Here is a 17,276-nt window from a genome sequence, read left to right as displayed (position 1 = left end):
GAGAGGTGCCAGGATGCAAGCATTTATTGTCATGCAAGGACGCACGTATCAGCAAGAAAAAACGGCAGGTTTGATTTGGACGCACAAACGCGGCACTGGTCAAGTGGTGCCACCAACTTGGGCGCGGATCAACGAGATACAGCCGCAAGATATTTTGTTTCACTATGTTGCCGGACAAATTGTGGCGGTCAGCCAAGCACAGTCTAGTGTGCATACAATTAAGCGGCCAGCGTTTTTACTGGGGCAAGCCGTTGGCGCGCAAGTTAATGCGGTACGACTACAGTATTATACGTTACCCACACCACTAACGATCAGTGATCATTTACCACAAATTCAGCCCTTACTACCGCAAAAACACGCCGCATTTCAGGCGGACGGCAGTGGTAATCAAGGCTATATCTATCCGTGTTATTCAGCATTATTAACGCAACTGATCGATTTGATCGAAGCCGATTATTTTGTGGTCAAACAAAATGAACAATTGAGTTTAGCAATGTCAGCGGTGACGACAACGGATGCCGATCCGTTGGTCCGTTTATTAGTCAATGCTGATTTGATCAATCGGCGGCAAATGACCCAAACGCAACAGACTTTTACATTGGCAGTTAAGCAACGACAAGTGCCGCAATGTGCAATTTGCGGACTTGAACAGTCTACGCTACTTGAAGCGACACGCTTAAAACCGCTAAAGGATAGTGCGCCAGCGGAACGAACAGCTGCTGACAATGGTTTGCTGCTCTGTCCAAGTCATGCGGCTTTGCTGCGACAAGGCTTGATTGGATTCAGTCGCGGGGGCCATTTATTGATTGCACCACAATTAGGTTTACTAGATCGTGAACGGCTGGGATTACGACCGCGGTTGCGAGTTTCATTTTCGCCAGCTGCAGCACCATTTCTCAATTGGCACCGCCGGTTCGTATTTCAGGCTTAACGGAATTGGTTTCGTGTGTGTACTGTGTGGGGTCCGCCAGGAAGGTGAATAATCGGCCCTCTATGGCTGTTTTTCTGTGATTTTACTGATGAAAGCCTGTGATGTCGCTGTTAGTGCGGTGAAACTTGATGAGAGTTTTCTCTAGCAAGCGTTTTTTTAGGCGTTTTACTGATATGCTTAGCCCTAGAATTTATTTACTCTGGAGGGATCAAGCATGGCGCAAACAAAAAAACACGTTAAACTGACGTTATCGGCACTTATTCTGATGATTTTTACATCCGTTTTTGGCTTTACCAATATTCCGCGGGCGTTTTACCTAATGGGTTACGCGTCGATTTTTTGGTACATTATTGCGGCGGTGATGTTCTTCATTCCATTTGCCTTTATGCTAGCAGAATATGGCGCGGCCTTTAAGGATTATAAAGGCGGCATTTATTCATGGATGGCCAATTCACTGAATCCGCAATTTGCCTTCGTTGGGACCTTTATGTGGTACGCTTCCTATATCGTCTGGATGGTCAACGTGGGTTCTGGTATTTGGATCCCGTTGTCTAACGCGATTTTTGGGGTGGACGAAACTCAGCAATGGTCGTTATTTGGCCTAAATGGCGTCCAAACATTAGGTGTTTTAGCTATTCTGTGGGTGATCTTGATTACTTTTATTTCCTCAAAAGGGCTGGATTCAGTTAAGCGGATCACGTCGATTGGTGGGACCGCGGTGGCCTTGATCAATATTATCTTATTGGCCGGCGGACTAGTGATCCTATTTTTAAATGGCAAAATGGCTGAGCCGCTGTCAGTTAAGGCATTTTTTGTCTCGCCAAATCAGGACTTCACTACAATGATCGCAATTTTTAGCTTTTTGGTCTACGCGATTTTTGCTTACGGTGGTTTGGAGGTGGTCGGTGGATTAGTTGATGAAACCGAGAATGCTGCAGTCACTTTTCCGCGTGGAATCACAATTTCAGCTGTGATCATTGCGGCAGGTTATGCGATCGGTATCTTCATTATGGGGGCTTTCACTAATTGGCATTTTGCTTTTACCCAGTTTGGCGATGCCCAGGTGACGCTAGGTAATGTGGCCTATATCGCGATGAATAATATGGGTTATCAGTTAGGTCATGCCTTATATTTGTCGGAAGCGGCTTCGATTCAGGTTGGTCAATGGCTGAGCCGTTATATGGGCTTGTCGATGTTTTTGGCTTTATCAGGAGCGTTTTTCACCTTGATTTTTTCACCACTAAAGCAACTGATCGAAGGCACGCCGAAAGCCATCTGGCCGCGTAAATTAACGGTGATCAAAAACGGGGTACCGATCAACGCTATGCGGATTCAGGCGGCGATCGTGATCGTGATCATTTTTGCCGTATCATTTGGTGGCAGTGGTGCTAAGGCCTTCTTTGATATTTTAGTTTCGATGACCAACGTGTCGATGACCTTGCCTTATATGTTCATCGCTTTCGCTTTTCTTGGTTTTAAACGCCAAACAGCGATTAAAAAGCCGTTTACGATGTATAAAAATAAGTTTGCCACTTATCTAGGCGTTGCGGCAGTCATGTTTTCTGTTGGCTTTGCGAACGTCTTTACGATTATTGAACCGGCGATCAATGGTGATTGGGCGAAAACGATTTACTCAATTGCGGGACCAACGTTATTCGGGGTCGTGGCTTGGTGGTTATTCCATCGTTATCAGCGGCAAGCAGTTAAATAATTTACTGGTGGGATGCGTATTAGCGCATCCTTTTTCGCTGACCTGACTTGCAAATTAACCTAGTGAAAGTTATGCTAAAATGATCAAGAATCGAGGTAAAGGGATGCGTAAAAAATACTTATTGCTCGGCTTAATTGCCGCTATTTTACTTGGTGGGGGTGGCTTTTATTATTATCATTGGCACCAACGGCAACAAACTACTGCAGCTGTAGAAAAGGTGGCCGCTACTTATACAAAAGCGTTTAGCCAACAAGATTTCACCAAAATGATGGACCAAGTGGACAAAAATCAATTAAGTGGTGGCGATTACCAATATACCGCTAAAAAAGTCGTTGCCCGCAATGTGGCTGTTTTTGGTCAGATTGGGGCCAGTAACATGCAAGTTAAGCAGTTAAAGGTGACACAGCAAAGCGCTAAACGTTATCGGATGACCTTTAATTTGAACATGCAAACAATGATTGGTGCTTTGAAAGTTAAGCATTATCAAGCAACGGTTCAGTTAGTTAAGGGGAAATGGCGCGTACTGTGGACGCCAGCGTTGCTTTTTCCGCATATGAATGGGACTGATACGGTTCAATTGCAGTGGCAACAAGGCGAACGGGGAAAAATCGTTGATCGTAATGGCCAAGCTTTAGCTGTCGATGGTCAAGTGACCCAAGCCGGCATGGTGCCGAGCCAATTAGGTAGTGGCACCACGCGCAACACTAGTTTAAGTAAAATTAGTCAACAATTTGATGTTAGTGTGGCGACTTTGAAGCAATCACTGCAACAACAGTGGGTCACTGACGATAGTTTTGTGCCGATCAAAACAGTGACGACCAAGCCTAGTTTGACGGGGGTCACTTATCGTGCAGTTTCAGCGCGGACTTACCCTACAGGTGCAGCTAGTGCACAATTGATCGGTTATGTCGGTGAAGTCACAGCGGCTGATCTGAAAAAACATCCCGAGTTGCATACCGGCGATACGATCGGTAAAACGGGCTTAGAGCGCTACTACGACAAGCAATTACAAGCACAAGATGGCGGCACGATCACCATCAACAACGGTGATACCGTTAGCCGGACGTTGTTAAAAACTAAAAAACACGATGGTAAAACGATCAAACTAACGATTGATCGGACGAAACAGGTCAAAGCGTACCAACAATTAGCCGATAAAAAAGGCGCGGTAGTCACCATGGATCCACGGAATGGTCAGTTGTTGACTTTGGTTAGCTCACCTAGCTATGATCCTAACTTGTTTGCCACTGGCATCAGCCAGACGGATTATAATAAATATGCTAAAAATGCGGATCAGCCATTTTTGAGCCGCTTTACCCAGCGGTATGCACCAGGATCAACTTTTAAAATGCTGACTGCAGGAATCGCCTTGGATAACGGGACGATCACCACTGACACAACTAAATCAATCAGTGGATTGAAGTGGCAAAAAGACAGCAGCTGGGGTAATTATCAAGTGACACGGGTGACCGATGCTGCTAGTGAAAACATGACTCAAGCATTAGTCAATTCGGACAATATTTGGTTTGCTCAAGTTGGTTTGCAGATGGGCAGCTCAGCTTATTTAAAAGGTCTGCAACCATTTTTTAAGGCCAAAACGGATTTACCTTTGACCATGAATAATGCCCAAATTTCCAGTAACGGTAAACTAGCCAGTCAGATTCTTTTAGCTGATACTGCTTACGGTCAGGGCGAACTGTTGTTATCACCGATTCAACAAGCCATGATGTATAGTGCGGTGACTAATGCGGGCGCCATGCAGTTGCCAACGTTACTACTGAATCAAACGGCTAAACAGCAAACAGTGCTGAAAAAAGCAAGTGCGACAGCAGTTGAGCAGGCGTTAGTCCAGGTTGTCGCTGACGCACAAGGAACCGCGCATGATTTAGCAATCAGTGGCCACAATATTGCCGCTAAAACGGGTACCGCAGAATTAAAGCAAAAACAAGATACCGATGGTGAACAAAACGGCTTCTTAATGGCTGCGGATGCTGACAATAATTCTTACTTAATGGTGGCAATGATGGAAGGTACTGGTAGTGAAGCTGTGGTCACAGCCATGAAACCTTACGTTGAAACCTTGTATTAACAAAAAAACGACTCTCAATTCTGAGAGTCGTTTTTTAGTTATTTAGCAGCTGGCCGCAAATGTATTTTGTGATCATAATGATTGTACATTAGCCAAGCGATCAAGCCAAAGACAATCGGCCCGATGACCATTTCGAAAGCATCTAAATATTGACCTTCCAACAACGGCTGAACGATCGTGAATAAAATACCGAACACCAGCACCAGGTCGACTAAGATCGTAATGACCCAAGTCCACGTTTGGTTGGTGTAGATTTCAAATGGCCGTTGCAGGTCTTGGCGCCGCTTGAAGTAAGGAAATGCGGTGACCAGGAACAAATACGGTAAAGTCGTGGAAATGTTGGCCATTTGCGTCAAAACGTTATAGAAAACCTGCGCATCCTGGCCGCCAAAAGCAACGATGAAAATAAGAATCGAAACGAAAATAGCTTGGGTCCACATGGCTTTGACCGGCATGCCGGCTTGGTTGGTGCTGGCGAAACCTTTGGGCCAGAGTTCTTTTGGCGTCCCGAGGACGAAGGATTTCAGCGGCGAATAGATCAATACGAAAAAGGCGCCGAGATAACTGAAGAACATAGCAAAACCAGTGACCCGGGCGAACCAAACGCCAATCAAATGTGCGGTAGCCGAAGAAAAACCGAAGCTTTGGCCAAAGTAATAACCGAGATTATCCATTAAAACATAAGTAATATTACCGAGGTTAGTCGTTTTATTGTTCAAAACTTGTTGCCAATTAGCGGAGATGCCCCAAATAAAGATCGACAACGCATAACTGATCGCGATCAAAACGGTCGCGATGATCAAGCCTTTCGGGAAAGTCTTTTCTGGTTTTTCCATGCTATCAGTGACCCCGCCCATCGTTTCCATCCCGCCGTAAGCAAAGACTGCGAAAACAACAAAGGATAGCATTCCGATCAAACTGTGGTAATCAGCATTCGGCGAAGACACAAAACTATGCAGCCCTTGAACCGGTTGCGCAAGGTGGAGGCCGTTTTTAAACAGTACGAGCAAGCTGATCAAAATAAAAGCGACGTTCAATAAGGCGATCAAAAAACCACCAAATGAGGCGATCCGCGAGATCCGTTGCACGCCGTGGGTGGCCAGCAAGGTGATCAATAGGAAGAATAAAATGCCCAGCAAGCCGATCGTCGCCGTCGGAGTCAGCCCGAAAAACGACCACGTCTGCGTTTGATCATGGCCAAAAACAAAGGTGGAAAAAGGGATCCACACTTTAGACGCCGTCGATACCATCCAGACGATCCACGAAGCCAGCCAGATAAACGTGCCAATAAAGGCTGGCCGCTCGCCGATCGATTCGGCCAGCCAGGAATAAATGCCGCCGTGGACTTCTTTGAAACTAGAACCGTACTCGGCGAACATTAATGACGATGGTAAAAAGAATAAAATTGCCGCAAAAAGGTACCAAATAATGCCACCGTAACCCATTAGGTAATAGGCAACAGTGGTGTTAGCAAAACCGAAGATCGAGCCAAAGATCATTAAGATCAAGCCGATCACGGTGATTTTCTTTTGTTTTTCCATTTATAATTTCCTCTACTTCACAATTAAGGTAAAGTTTATTAGCCTAAATCGCTAATAAACTTCTTGATGTTACGGGCGATGCCATTCTTGTGGCGAAATCAAGAAACGTAGTTGCATAGGCCCGCAACTGCGTTTCTTCAACTCAAACCGTTTCAGTCACCGCAAGAAACATGGCTCTACTTCACAATTAATGATCATAATTTAGCCCAAGGGGTTGTGACATAAGTCGTTTATGTACCAACTCCGTTTTTGCACTTCCGAACGATATCGTTAAAACGTGTGCCATAAGGCTGGACGCTTTGTGTCACACTCGTTTGTTACAGGTTTTCGTCAGTGTTGTAGTTCAATGGCGAAAGATCGGTGGCTTTGGTCACCATGTCGGCAATCAAGGCTTCGAAGTTAGCCCGCGCTAAGTCAGCGTGTTTTTGGTTAGCCTGATTTAAGTAGGCCGTTAGATCAGTGGCGGTTTTGGCGGCCATGTCGTGCTGGGCTAGTTGGGTCAACAATTGCGTGTGCGTGGCGGTTTGGACCGCGGCTAACAATTGATTGAACTCATGATAATGGCTGTCAACAAGCACACCCGCAAGTTTATACAGCCAGTAACTGGATTTTGGATCGTACGTTTGCGCCCCGATCTGGTAGTCGGCAGGAGTTTGATCAGCGCCGGCATAAAAGGGCACGTAGATGCTTTCAGCCGTCACGCCCATGGCCAGCCAGTGAATATCAGCTAGGGCTGTGGGTAGCGCCGGCCGAATTTGCAAAATGTGCGATTCCTGGGTCTTGGCCAAGCTGATCGGCCGAAATTTGCGTTTGCTTTTGGCTTTGCCGCTGCCCACCGGGTCGTATTTGGTCCCTTGAAAGTGGGAGCCAAGAATTTGCGCGATCTGTTCAAAGGTGATCGGTTTGTCAGCACGCTGAATGAACGGTAAGTCATCGCTTTGCGGCTTTTGCTTGTGCGTTGGTGTTAAAATTTTCTGGCCGTACCAGACCCGCGGGGTATTGTAAACAAAATCGCTGGCGGTGTGGGTGCCAAAAATTTCCCGGAAATTGAAGGGCGTGTCCGGCTGCCAGAGGTGGTGTGCCGCCGCAAATTCCTGAATACCAGTGGAACTTAAAAAATTGGCCGGAGCGGCAAAGTCGATCACTTGGATCGCCAGCTGGTTGGCAACGACTGCGTAGGCGTCATCGGGGATCCGTTGCGCGACCCAATGATGGCCGGTGGCAGTTTCCATGTACCAGGCCTCATCGTTGTCGGCAAATAAAATACCGTTGCTTTCGGCAGTACCATATTGTTCAACCAGTTCGCCTAAACGCAGCACGCCGGCGCGCGCGGTTTTGACGTAAGGGAGGACCACGGTGACCATCGCTTCTTCGGCGATGCCGTTTTCGACTAGCGGATCGTAGGCCAGCACCCGCTCGTTGGCGTAGGCACTTTCAGTCGCGCTCATCGCCACGCCGTATTCGTTAAAGCCGTCTTCTTCGAACAGGCCAAATTCAGCCGTCCATTCCGGCGTCGCGTTATATTTAGCTTGTTCCCGGGGCAGGGTCACGGTGAAGCCAGTGTCGTTTGATTTAAAAACCGGCGCCGTGGTGTGGGTCTGCCGCGGATGGCTGACAAAATGTTTGGGCCACGCGGCTTTACTGTCTTCGTTGCGCCCGATAAAGATCGAACCGTCAGCGCTCGCTTTTTTGCCGACTAAAATACTGGTGCACGCAGATAGATTAGTTAACAATTGTTTTTGCATATTAAGCTTCCTTTATACATAAATTTGGGGAATAGCAGCATAATTATACCATTTTAAATGGCTATGGTTACCTTTCTGAGGATTAGATGAGCAAATCTAAATTATTTATTTCAATAAATGAGAATTAACAAAGAAAATCATCATAAAAGACCGTTGTCTAGCCGGATTGAGTACAATGAATTGACAGGAAATATTAGCGATAATTAATTGTGAAACGGAGATAGGCGTGGATGACTAAAAATGAATTAAGTAAGAAGATCAGCTTTACCTTGATCGCCAGTTTATTAGTGGCAGTGGCGTTGAATAATTTTTTGATCCCGGCAGCAGTATTTAGCTCAGGGGTCAACGGTTTGGCTCAGTTAGTGTCATCCTTATTAGCCCGATTTACGAATTTGCAGATTCAAACGGGCTGGTGGATCTTGCTCTTTAATTTACCGATCGGCTGGTTAGGCTGGTTCAAAATCGGCCGTGGCTTTACGCTGTTCAGTATTTTAACGGCGGCATTAACGTCGCTGCTCTCGGTGGGCTTGCCGATCCACGCCTTATCAGCTAATCCCTTGATGAACGCGATCATCGGCGGCGTCTTGACCGGGATCGGCGTCGGCTACGCCTTGAAATACGGCTTTTCCACCGGCGGGATGGATATCGTCGCCTTTGCTTTGGCGAAGACGACTGGTAAAAGTATCGGTACGCTGATGATGGCGATCAACGGTTTGATCGTGGTGATCGCCGGCTTTACCATCAGTTGGTCCAGCGCCTTGTACACGATCATTTCCATTTACTGCATGTCGCGGGTGATCGATAGTATCAATACCAGCCAGCAAAAAGTGACGGTGATGATCGTGACCCAACGATCGACCGCCTTGATCAAAGCCATTCACGAACGCTTGATCCGCGGTATCACGATTTTACCGGCCCGCGGCGCTTACACGCAAAAAGACAGCAATGTGCTGATGATCGTGATCACCCGTTACGAGCTATACGATATTGAACAAGCAGTCAAAACCGTTGATCCCGCGGCTTTTGTCAATATTTTAAACACCACCCAAGTTTTAGGTGAATTTTTGGATGAAGACCGTAAAAGTCAACTTGCAGAAACGCCTAAAAGTTCGGTATAATTTAGAGTGTGTTGAAAAAGCGTTTGGATTTTGAGCACTAGCCCAGCAAGACGATAAGTAGCACGCAGTGATGGGTTTAGCTTGCATAGCTAGGCGCAGAAATCTGCTTTTTCAACCATGTTTATACCAAACTAACTTAACGGTATTTTCTAAATACGCTTTAGAGATTAAATTTAAATGAAGAGAAGTGATCAATTTGCCATTAGTCCATATCGATCTATTAGCTGGTCGGACACCAGAACAATTGAAACAAATGGCGGCTGACGTCACAACGGCGATCGCCAAAAACGCCAACGTGCCCGCCGATGATATCCATATCGTCTTAAATGAAATGCCGCATGATCATTATTTTGTTGCCGGTAAAGAAAAAGGTGCTAAATAGTATAGATAAGTAAACGGTGACACCTAGTGGTCGCCGTTTTTGCTAGGCTGGGTAGGCACTGGTTAAAGGGACCTACGCGGCTGAGCACTAGATCATTTGACTTGCGCACACGATAAAAAATGAAAGCAGGGGATGTTTTGCGTTACTATCAATATGGCACCCAAACGACCAATCAAGCCGGGCACTTGAGTATTGGCGGGGTGGATACACTTGAACTGGCTCATAAATACGGCACACCATTAGTGGTTTATGATGTGGCTTTGATCAAACAACGGATCGCTGAATTTAAACAAGTGTTTGAAGCAGCCGGCGTGGCTTACAAAGTGACCTACGCCAGTAAAGCTTTCACCGCGATCGCGATGTATCAATTATTGGCAGAACAAGGTGTTGGTTGTGATGTCGTTTCTGGCGGCGAGATCTACACGGCGCAACAAGCCGGCTTCCCGCTGGCGACCGCGTCCTTCCACGGCAATAATAAGTTAGCGGCGGAACTGGAATATGCCGTTACCGCAGGTGTTGGTACGATCGTACTCGATAATTTCCATGAGATCGACTTGTTGAACGACATTTTAACGACCCAAGACAAAACAATCGATGTGCTGTTGCGGATCTCACCAGGGATCTCAGCCCACACGCATGAATACATCATGACGGGCCAAGAAGATTCTAAATTTGGCTTTGACCTTAAGAGCGGCCAAGCAACGACCGCTTTTGAAAAAGTCCAAGCCTTACCACGGCTGAATCTCCGCGGGGTCCACTGTCATATCGGCTCACAAATTTTTGAGACTAAAGGGTTTGAAATGGCGGCGGAAGCGATGATCGCTTTATTGGCTCAGTGGCAGCAACAAGGTTTCACCGCGCAAGTGTTGAACCTAGGTGGCGGCTTCGGCGTGCGCTACACCGCTGAAGATCAGCCGTTAGCACCGCAGGACTATGTGCGGGATATCGTTAAGATCGTCAAGAATCAAGCGGCCGCAGCTCAATTGCCGTTACCAGAAATTTGGATCGAACCAGGGCGTTCAATGGTCGCTGAAGCGGGAACGTCGTTGTATACAATCGGCTCACGCAAAGATCTCCCGGGCATCCGCCATTATTTAGCGGTCGATGGCGGCATGGGCGATAATATTCGGCCAGCACTTTATGAAGCAAAATATACGGCGGTTTTAGCCAACGCACCAGAAGCAGAACCGGTAGAAACCGTTTCAATCGCCGGTAAGTATTGTGAGTCAGGCGATATGTTAGTTTGGGACCTACCGTTACCGCAAAGTAAGCCCGGCGATGTGTTGGCGATGTTTGTGACTGGCGCCTACGGTTACTCGATGGCCAGTAACTACAATCGTAATCCGCGGCCGGCGGTGGTCTTTGTCGAAAACGGTCAAGCCCGGCTGGTGATCAAGCGTGAAACTTATGCGGACATGGCCCATCTTGACGTAAATGAAAGCCCTTCTCATTTATGATTGCTCAATTGCCTTTTTTTAAGTATAATGAGGGAAAGTAAAAGAGGTGAGTCCTGTGAGTGAAATTGAAAAAGATGTTGCCCCAACTGAGGAAGACGCTGAAGTCGATGCCGTTCGTGATAATATTTTAACGGCATTGGAATCGGTCATTGATCCTGAATTAGGTATCGATATTGTTAACCTTGGTTTGATCTATGGTGTTGATTTGAACGAAGAAGGGTTATGCCACATTAAGATGACCTTAACAACAATGGGCTGTCCACTATCTGATCTATTGAATGAACAGATCAATCAGGCATTAAGTGAAGTTCCTGAAGTTAAGGACGTTGAGGTTGAATTAGTTTGGTATCCAGCTTGGTCAGTTGATAAAATGAGTCGTTACGCACGGATCGCATTAGGGATTCGTTAAACATAGTTAAGGAGAGTGGGACAAGCAATTGTCTGACTCTTTTTTTTCGTGAAGAAGTGGCAAGTACATTCTATACAGAAAAGGGGTGCACGTGTGCAGGATGTAAGTTCAAGCAAGTATGTTCAGGAAGTTGAAATACTGCGGCAGCGTTTTGCAACGTTACCAGCAGCCACGCAACGGTTAGACGGTATTCGCCGTAATATTATGCGGTTAGCCCAGGGTAAGTTACCCCAGCAATTGCCTAATTTAATTTTACCGGAAGCAGTTTTAGTTGAATGGGCACTTGCGCAACCGCAACAGGATTTTACACAATCAGCGGATGAATTTCAGCGCTTGGATCGCTGTCTACAGGACTATCGCGGATTTCTACAGGATGAATTTGGCTTTTGGGGGCAAATTACCCAAGCTGCAGCAGCTGTAATCGCGCGCTTACCGGGTAAACGTTACCTTGAAGTAATGGCGGGTAACGGTTATTTGAGTTATGGTTTACGCCAGTTTAAGCAGCAAGTTTATGCAACTGATAGTCTGGGTTGGGTAGCCGAAAATGAAACCGGCAAGCAACAATTGACGCCGATCGAACAGTTAGATGCTTTAGCGGCTTACCGGAAATACCGCCACCAGATCGATTATGTTTTGATGGTTTGGAGCCCTGATGGTGTGCCAATCGATTGGCAATTATTGCAATTAATGCGACAGGATACGCCACAGATTCCACTGTTATGCATTGGTGAACGTAACGGCTGTACCAATAGTGCTGCGTTTTGGCAACACGCCTATTTTCAACAAAATGAGCAAGTCGCTACTTTGAACAGCTATTTTCCAACCTTAGACTTAGTGCAGGAACAGTTATTTTGGATACGCTAGACATTCGGTGGCTGGCCGTATATGCTTGTAATTAAATAATTATCATGAAATAGGTGAACAGGACTTGTTAAAACGTAAATCGATTTTGGTCGGATTGCTAGCGCTTGTTGCTTTTTTAGGTGTATTCTTTTTTAGTCAGATGAATCGAGTCGTTTATCAAGATTTATTGGATCATGCGGGTTTATCGACCAACGCGCAAGTGATCAAGACAAGCAGTAATCAAACGATCGTGGCGGCTAACCAGCAATTAGCTGCCAAAACTAAATTAACCGACTATCAAGTTCAATATCGGCGGCCACATTCACATACAATTTTTATGTACGGTGCCGGTAATTTTAAGACTTTGCCGTTAGTTTCGGGCCGTTTTTTCAGTGACAGTGACTTTACTTCGCCAGTGCCAGTGGCGGTGGTGGGTCAAAATGTTGCGCAGAAGTTGTATACCCCGACCAATCAAAGTTATCTTAAATATGGTGACCGTTATTTATCGGTGATTGGGGTGGTGGGGACAAAAAAAGACAGTCAATTAGACGATATGATCTTTATTTCGACCTCAACGCAGCAAAGCCTGAGTACCAAAGCTTTGCGTAATTTTGATATTCGCTTGGATGGAAAACCAAAACTGGCTCATTTGACCACATTTAAACATTTATTTCACGCGACTTCAGTTAAGCACTTAGTACCGCAAAGTACACCGTTTGTCGGTCTTGCCTGGTTGCAGGAATATTGGTGGTTTGGTGGGGCTTTGATCTTGATCGTGGCTTTGTTTGTTGGTGTAGCTGAATTATGGTTAGTTTTGGCGCGGCGGATGTTAAAAACTGCCAGCTTTTACACTGATGATGCGGCTGCTTTTTATTGGCGGGAATTACGGCATTTTGCGGTGTGGTCACTAGTTGCCATTATTCTTGGCGGGTTAGTCGGTGCTTGGCGGTTGTATATTTTGCAGTATGACCTATTAACAGTTTTGTTAGTGATCAATTATCTGATTTGCGCCTTATATTATGCGTTACGCTTGCGGCATACCTTAAAGCGATTACCAGTACGTTAGACGAAAAGGGGAAAAAGTTTGTTACCAGAAGGATTTACCGAAAAATATCAACAATTATTAGGCGCAGAGGCTGCACCATTTTTGGCTAGTTTTCAGAATCAGGGCTATAAAGGGTTTCGTATCAATCCATTAAAGCCCAATCCGCAGGCGGTTAATTTAGATTTGACCCAGCCGGTGCCAATGACGCAGTGGGGTTATTATGGCGCAGTTAATGGGCGTCAAGTTGATCATCAGGCTGGTTATGTTTATAGCCAGGAGCCAAGTGCGATGTTAGTCGGGGCAGTGGCAGCGCCTAAACCTGGTGAACGCGTGTTGGATCTATGTGCGGCACCGGGTGGTAAAACGACGCATCTAGCTGGTTTTATGCAACAACAAGGCCTCATAGTCGCCAATGAGATCATGCCTAAACGCGCCAAAATTTTAGCCGAAAATGTGGAACGTTTTGGTATCGAAAATGCGGTGATCACTAATGAGACTCCCGCACGGCTGGCTAAAAAGTTTGTAGGTTACTTTGACCGTATTTTAGTTGATGCGCCTTGTTCTGGTGAAGGTATGTTTCGTAAAGATCCTGGGGCTAAGCAATACTGGACGCCCGATTATCCGGCTGCCTGTGCTCAGCGGCAACGTGAGATCCTAACCGAAACACTGAAAATGCTACGGCCTGGTGGTGAGTTGATCTATTCAACTTGTACTTTTAGCCCAGAAGAAGACGAGCAGATCATCGCTTGGTTACTGGAACAGTATCCACTAAGCGTGGTGCCGATCACACGGCAAGCTGGGATGAGTGCAGGCCGGCCAGAATGGGCGGATGGTAATCCTGAATTGGCAGGGACCCTACGTCTCTTCCCGCATTTATTTAACGGTGAAGGCCATTTCATGGCCAAATTACGCTTGGCGGATGGCCCAGTTGTCGCAGCAAATAAGACTAAAAAGCAGCGTAAACACGCTGCACCTGCACTAACTAAGGAACAGCAATCATTATGGCAAGATTTTGCTAAAACTATGCTACCAACAACAAGTTTTGGTCATTTACTGGTGCACCGTGATCATTTATTTGCCCAACCACTGGCCGTGGAGTTAAAAGGGTTAAAAGTCGTTCGCCCCGGCTTGCCATTAGGTGAGTTTAAACGCAATCGTTTTGAGCCGGCTTACGCCTTGGCGTTGACGTTAGCGTCGGCCCCACAACAATTAGATTTAACGACGGCTCAATACGTTAAGTACGTTCACGGCGAAACCTTTACCACAGACGCTACCGGCAAGGGCTGGTATTTATTGCGTTACCAAGATAAATCAGTCGGCTTTGGCAAGCTAACTGGTACGACGATGAAGAATTTCTTCCCCAAAGGCCTGCGCTTTGTCGCGGATGTGGCAGAATAGCGTGTATCAGCATTTTAATGATATTGCTCAGAAATTAAATAGGCGTTTGACATCTGTAATTAATGTCAAACGCCTATTTTCTACTTCCGAACAATATAGCTAAGCGGAAAAAGCTGAGCGCCTTATGCCACACTCGCTATTTGGGTCACCATTTTATTTGCCGTTGCTGCATGTAGCTTAACAGTTCGGGGCTGAAAATCAATTCGGCCTTTTGCGGTAATTCACTAATCGTGCGGCAGCCAAGTAGGGCGCAGATCGCCCTTAATTGCTCGATCCAGCCCCGTAATAAGTTTGTTGTGGCCGCCATGCCGTCTTTTTGCAAATGATGTAGAATAGTCCCGGCAACGCCCACGGCTTGCGCCCCTAAGGCGAGGGCCTTGATGATATCCAGCGGTTGCCGCACGCCGCCAGAGGCGTAAATTGTGAGTTGCTGCTGATAAGCACGGCTTTCTAGCAGTGACTCGACGGTTGATTGGCCCCAGCCAGCTAAATAGTCCAGCTCACGTTGCGGCCGGCGGGCATTTTCGATTTCAACAAAATTCGTCCCCCCACGGCCACCGAGATCAACGTACTGCACGCCGATCGCCACTAACTGGGCTAGCGTGGCTCGACTCATACCGAAGCCGACTTCCTTGACGATTACCGGTACTGTTGTCTTAGCAATCAACGTAGCTAAGTTATCCAACCAATAAAAGCGTTGTTCACCTTCGGGCATCACGATTTCTTGCGGAGTATTTAGATGGAGCTGTAAGGCATTAGCTTGTAACATCTCAATTGCTTGTTCAGCTTGGGCTAAGGTGGCATCGGCGCCTAAATTAGCTAGAATCACACCAGTTGGATCAGTTTGGCGAACAATTTCAAAGCTTGGTGCTAAGGCAGGTTCTTTTAACGCCACGCTTTGTGAGCCGGTAGCTAGCGGAATATTAAGCTTCGCGGCGAGCGTCGCTAATTGCTGATTCAAGACTTGGGTCCGTGGGCTGCCACCGGTCATCGCGTTGATGTAAAATGGCGCCGCAATCGTTTGCCCAGCTAACTGACTAGTTAAGTCAACTTCAGCCAAGGCAATCTCCGGTAGACTTTGGTGGACAAATCGCACTTGGTCAAAATCATTGCGGTCCGAATGATAAAATTTTTCAGCTAAAAAGACATGTTCATCTTTGCGGTGGGCGTGGGCGGATAGTTTTGTCATTTTAAAGGCCTCCTCTACTTCACAATTCAGGATAATTTAGATCAGAAATCAGTGCCATTTACCAAAGAAAAACCGCCAAGTCAGTGCCTGGCGGTTTTTCGCTATAATGTGACGTTGTGGACGGCTAAAGCCAAACGTTCAATGCCATTTCGCTCCCAATCAGTGGCTAACTGATGGATGGGAAGGGCGGCATCAATAATAGCGATACCGCAGTCACCACCACCAGCACCAGAAGATTTAGCAGCGCCGCCAAATCCTTCAGCTAGATCGCACATCTTTCGTAATAAAGGTGTTTCGATCGACACCTGACTAAAGTCGCTTAATTGCTGTAACAGTTCGCGATTGCGCTTGATCTGTGCTTGGATCACGGCTAAGTTTTTTTGTTTAAACCCATTGATCATCGTCTGCAGGCATGCGGCGCTTTGTTCCAAGAAGCTTTGGTAGTCAGCGCGTTTTTTGGCCTTGGCGATCGTGATCCGATCAACCAATTGTGAGGTCGAGGCCGGCGAGCCCGTCCAACCGATCATCAGTTGTAGATTAGCTGGCGGTGTCAGTAGCTCGATATTCAACTGCGGCCACTCTAAAGCTAACAATTCCGTCAGACTTGATTCACGGCGAATGGCTTGTAGCCAGTCACGGTCAAAGGCTTGATAGGCGATCCAACCGCCATAAACGCTGGCAGCAATATCGCCTAATGAGCCATTACCTTGGACGTCCAAATGGGCGATCGCCGCTAATTTATAAAGTTTATCTTTGCTTAAGGGTAGCTCGTAGTAAGCGAGTAAGGCTTTGATCGTCGCCACGGTCACCGCCGCGGAACTGCCTAAACCGTATTTTTTTCCATCAGCTGAATCGAGCTCGCTGTTGATTCGCAAATGGTACAAAGAAAGTCGCTTGCCAGCCTCCAACGCATATTTTTCAGTTAAGCGAATTGCCGAAAGGATGTAATGGAATGGATTATCCCGGTTATCAAAAACCATTTCATCACCTTGACGTGACCAATACAATGAGTTTTCCTGATATTGCTTGGACATAATACTGCCATAATCGGCGCTTTTTTCAATACTGACTGTCACAAATTGATTTAATGCGACAATAACAGCGGGTAAACCAGTTTCTACAACTGCGTATTCACCCGCAATATATAGCTTGCCAGGGGCCTGAGCCGTTATCAAACAATCATTTCCTTTCAACCACAAAATAGATAAGGGGCGTACACAAGTTGGTGCATGCATTCGCCCCTAGGAGTTTTTGACATAAATCGTTTATGTCAAACTCTTTCTTTGTACTTCCGAACAATATAGCTAAAATGTGTACCATAAGGCAACTTTTTCCGCTTAGCTACGATCGTCAAATAATCACTGCGTGAATTATTCGCCGCTCTAGGCTAATACTCAAAGCCATGTTTCTTGCGGCAA

The 17,276-nt window shown here is 46.4% G+C and carries 14 protein-coding genes; 10 read left to right on the top strand and 4 right to left on the bottom strand.

The genetic code is table 11. From position 1 onward, the window contains the following. Positions 1 to 13: 13 nt before the first annotated feature. From LC20001_RS07915 to pbp4, 3 genes are all read left to right on the top strand, one after another. Positions 14 to 931 carry an HNH endonuclease signature motif containing protein gene (locus LC20001_RS07915; protein ID WP_010011178.1) on the top strand — a complete coding sequence of 306 codons (918 nt, stop codon included), beginning with the start codon at positions 14 to 16 and terminating at the stop codon, positions 929 to 931. A gap of 214 nt (positions 932 to 1,145) precedes the next feature. Then, positions 1,146 to 2,642 (top strand): glutamate/gamma-aminobutyrate family transporter YjeM, encoded by a 1,497-nt coding sequence (yjeM, locus tag LC20001_RS07910; RefSeq protein WP_056943258.1) that lies wholly within the window; start codon positions 1,146 to 1,148, stop codon positions 2,640 to 2,642. A 103-nt stretch (positions 2,643 to 2,745) separates the two neighbouring features. Further along, positions 2,746 to 4,731, top strand: a complete 1,986-nt coding sequence (gene pbp4, locus LC20001_RS07905; protein ID WP_010011179.1) for a penicillin-binding protein PBP4(5) — start codon at positions 2,746 to 2,748, stop codon at positions 4,729 to 4,731. 38 nt (positions 4,732 to 4,769) lie between these two features. On the opposite strand, the gene yjeM (LC20001_RS07900) is transcribed toward pbp4, so the two are convergent. Then, positions 4,770 to 6,272, bottom strand: a complete 1,503-nt coding sequence (yjeM, locus tag LC20001_RS07900) for a glutamate/gamma-aminobutyrate family transporter YjeM (protein WP_010011181.1) — start codon at positions 6,270 to 6,272, stop codon at positions 4,770 to 4,772. 317 nt (positions 6,273 to 6,589) lie between these two features. Then, positions 6,590 to 8,017 (bottom strand): C69 family dipeptidase, encoded by a 1,428-nt coding sequence (locus LC20001_RS07895; protein WP_010011183.1) that lies wholly within the window; start codon positions 8,015 to 8,017, stop codon positions 6,590 to 6,592. Between the two features lie 230 nt (positions 8,018 to 8,247). Between LC20001_RS07895 and LC20001_RS07890 the strand changes: the two genes are divergently transcribed. The 7 genes from LC20001_RS07890 (at position 8,248) to LC20001_RS07860 (ending at position 14,669) form a co-directional block, all read left to right on the top strand. After that, on the top strand, positions 8,248 to 9,135 hold the full coding sequence (locus LC20001_RS07890) for a YitT family protein (protein WP_003677987.1): 888 nt from the start codon (positions 8,248 to 8,250) through the stop codon (positions 9,133 to 9,135). Positions 9,136 to 9,331: 196 nt separating this feature from the next. Further along, positions 9,332 to 9,517, top strand: coding sequence for a 2-hydroxymuconate tautomerase (locus LC20001_RS07885; RefSeq protein ID WP_010011184.1), 186 nt, complete (start codon positions 9,332 to 9,334; stop codon positions 9,515 to 9,517). A gap of 137 nt (positions 9,518 to 9,654) precedes the next feature. Then, positions 9,655 to 10,974: a diaminopimelate decarboxylase gene (gene lysA / locus LC20001_RS07880; protein WP_010011185.1), complete on the top strand. Its 1,320-nt coding sequence runs from the start codon at positions 9,655 to 9,657 to the stop codon at positions 10,972 to 10,974. A 64-nt stretch (positions 10,975 to 11,038) separates the two neighbouring features. Continuing rightward, positions 11,039 to 11,383: a metal-sulfur cluster assembly factor gene (locus LC20001_RS07875; RefSeq protein WP_029507650.1), complete on the top strand. Its 345-nt coding sequence runs from the start codon at positions 11,039 to 11,041 to the stop codon at positions 11,381 to 11,383. A 93-nt stretch (positions 11,384 to 11,476) separates the two neighbouring features. Beyond that, complete coding sequence (locus LC20001_RS07870) at positions 11,477 to 12,247, top strand: hypothetical protein (RefSeq protein WP_010011187.1); 771 nt, start codon at positions 11,477 to 11,479, stop codon at positions 12,245 to 12,247. A gap of 64 nt (positions 12,248 to 12,311) precedes the next feature. Continuing rightward, a complete protein-coding gene (locus LC20001_RS07865) occupies positions 12,312 to 13,292 on the top strand; it encodes an ABC transporter permease (protein WP_010011189.1) in 981 nt (326 codons plus the stop codon). A gap of 18 nt (positions 13,293 to 13,310) precedes the next feature. After that, on the top strand, positions 13,311 to 14,669 hold the full coding sequence (locus LC20001_RS07860; RefSeq protein ID WP_010011190.1) for an RsmB/NOP family class I SAM-dependent RNA methyltransferase: 1,359 nt from the start codon (positions 13,311 to 13,313) through the stop codon (positions 14,667 to 14,669). Positions 14,670 to 14,814: 145 nt separating this feature from the next. Here the strand turns inward: LC20001_RS07860 and fni are convergent, their stop codons facing one another. Both fni and LC20001_RS07850 read right to left on the bottom strand, forming a co-directional pair. Next, a complete protein-coding gene (gene fni / locus LC20001_RS07855) occupies positions 14,815 to 15,858 on the bottom strand; it encodes a type 2 isopentenyl-diphosphate Delta-isomerase (RefSeq protein WP_010011191.1) in 1,044 nt (347 codons plus the stop codon). A 101-nt stretch (positions 15,859 to 15,959) separates the two neighbouring features. Then, positions 15,960 to 17,033 carry a phosphomevalonate kinase gene (locus LC20001_RS07850; RefSeq protein WP_010011192.1) on the bottom strand — a complete coding sequence of 358 codons (1,074 nt, stop codon included), beginning with the start codon at positions 17,031 to 17,033 and terminating at the stop codon, positions 15,960 to 15,962. Positions 17,034 to 17,276: the final 243 nt, after the last annotated feature.

The organism is Loigolactobacillus coryniformis subsp. coryniformis KCTC 3167 = DSM 20001, assembly GCF_002706425.1.
GTDB lineage: Bacteria > Bacillota > Bacilli > Lactobacillales > Lactobacillaceae > Loigolactobacillus > Loigolactobacillus coryniformis.
Note: the sequence above shows the minus strand (reverse complement) of the source record. Positions and strands in the feature narration are given on the sequence as shown.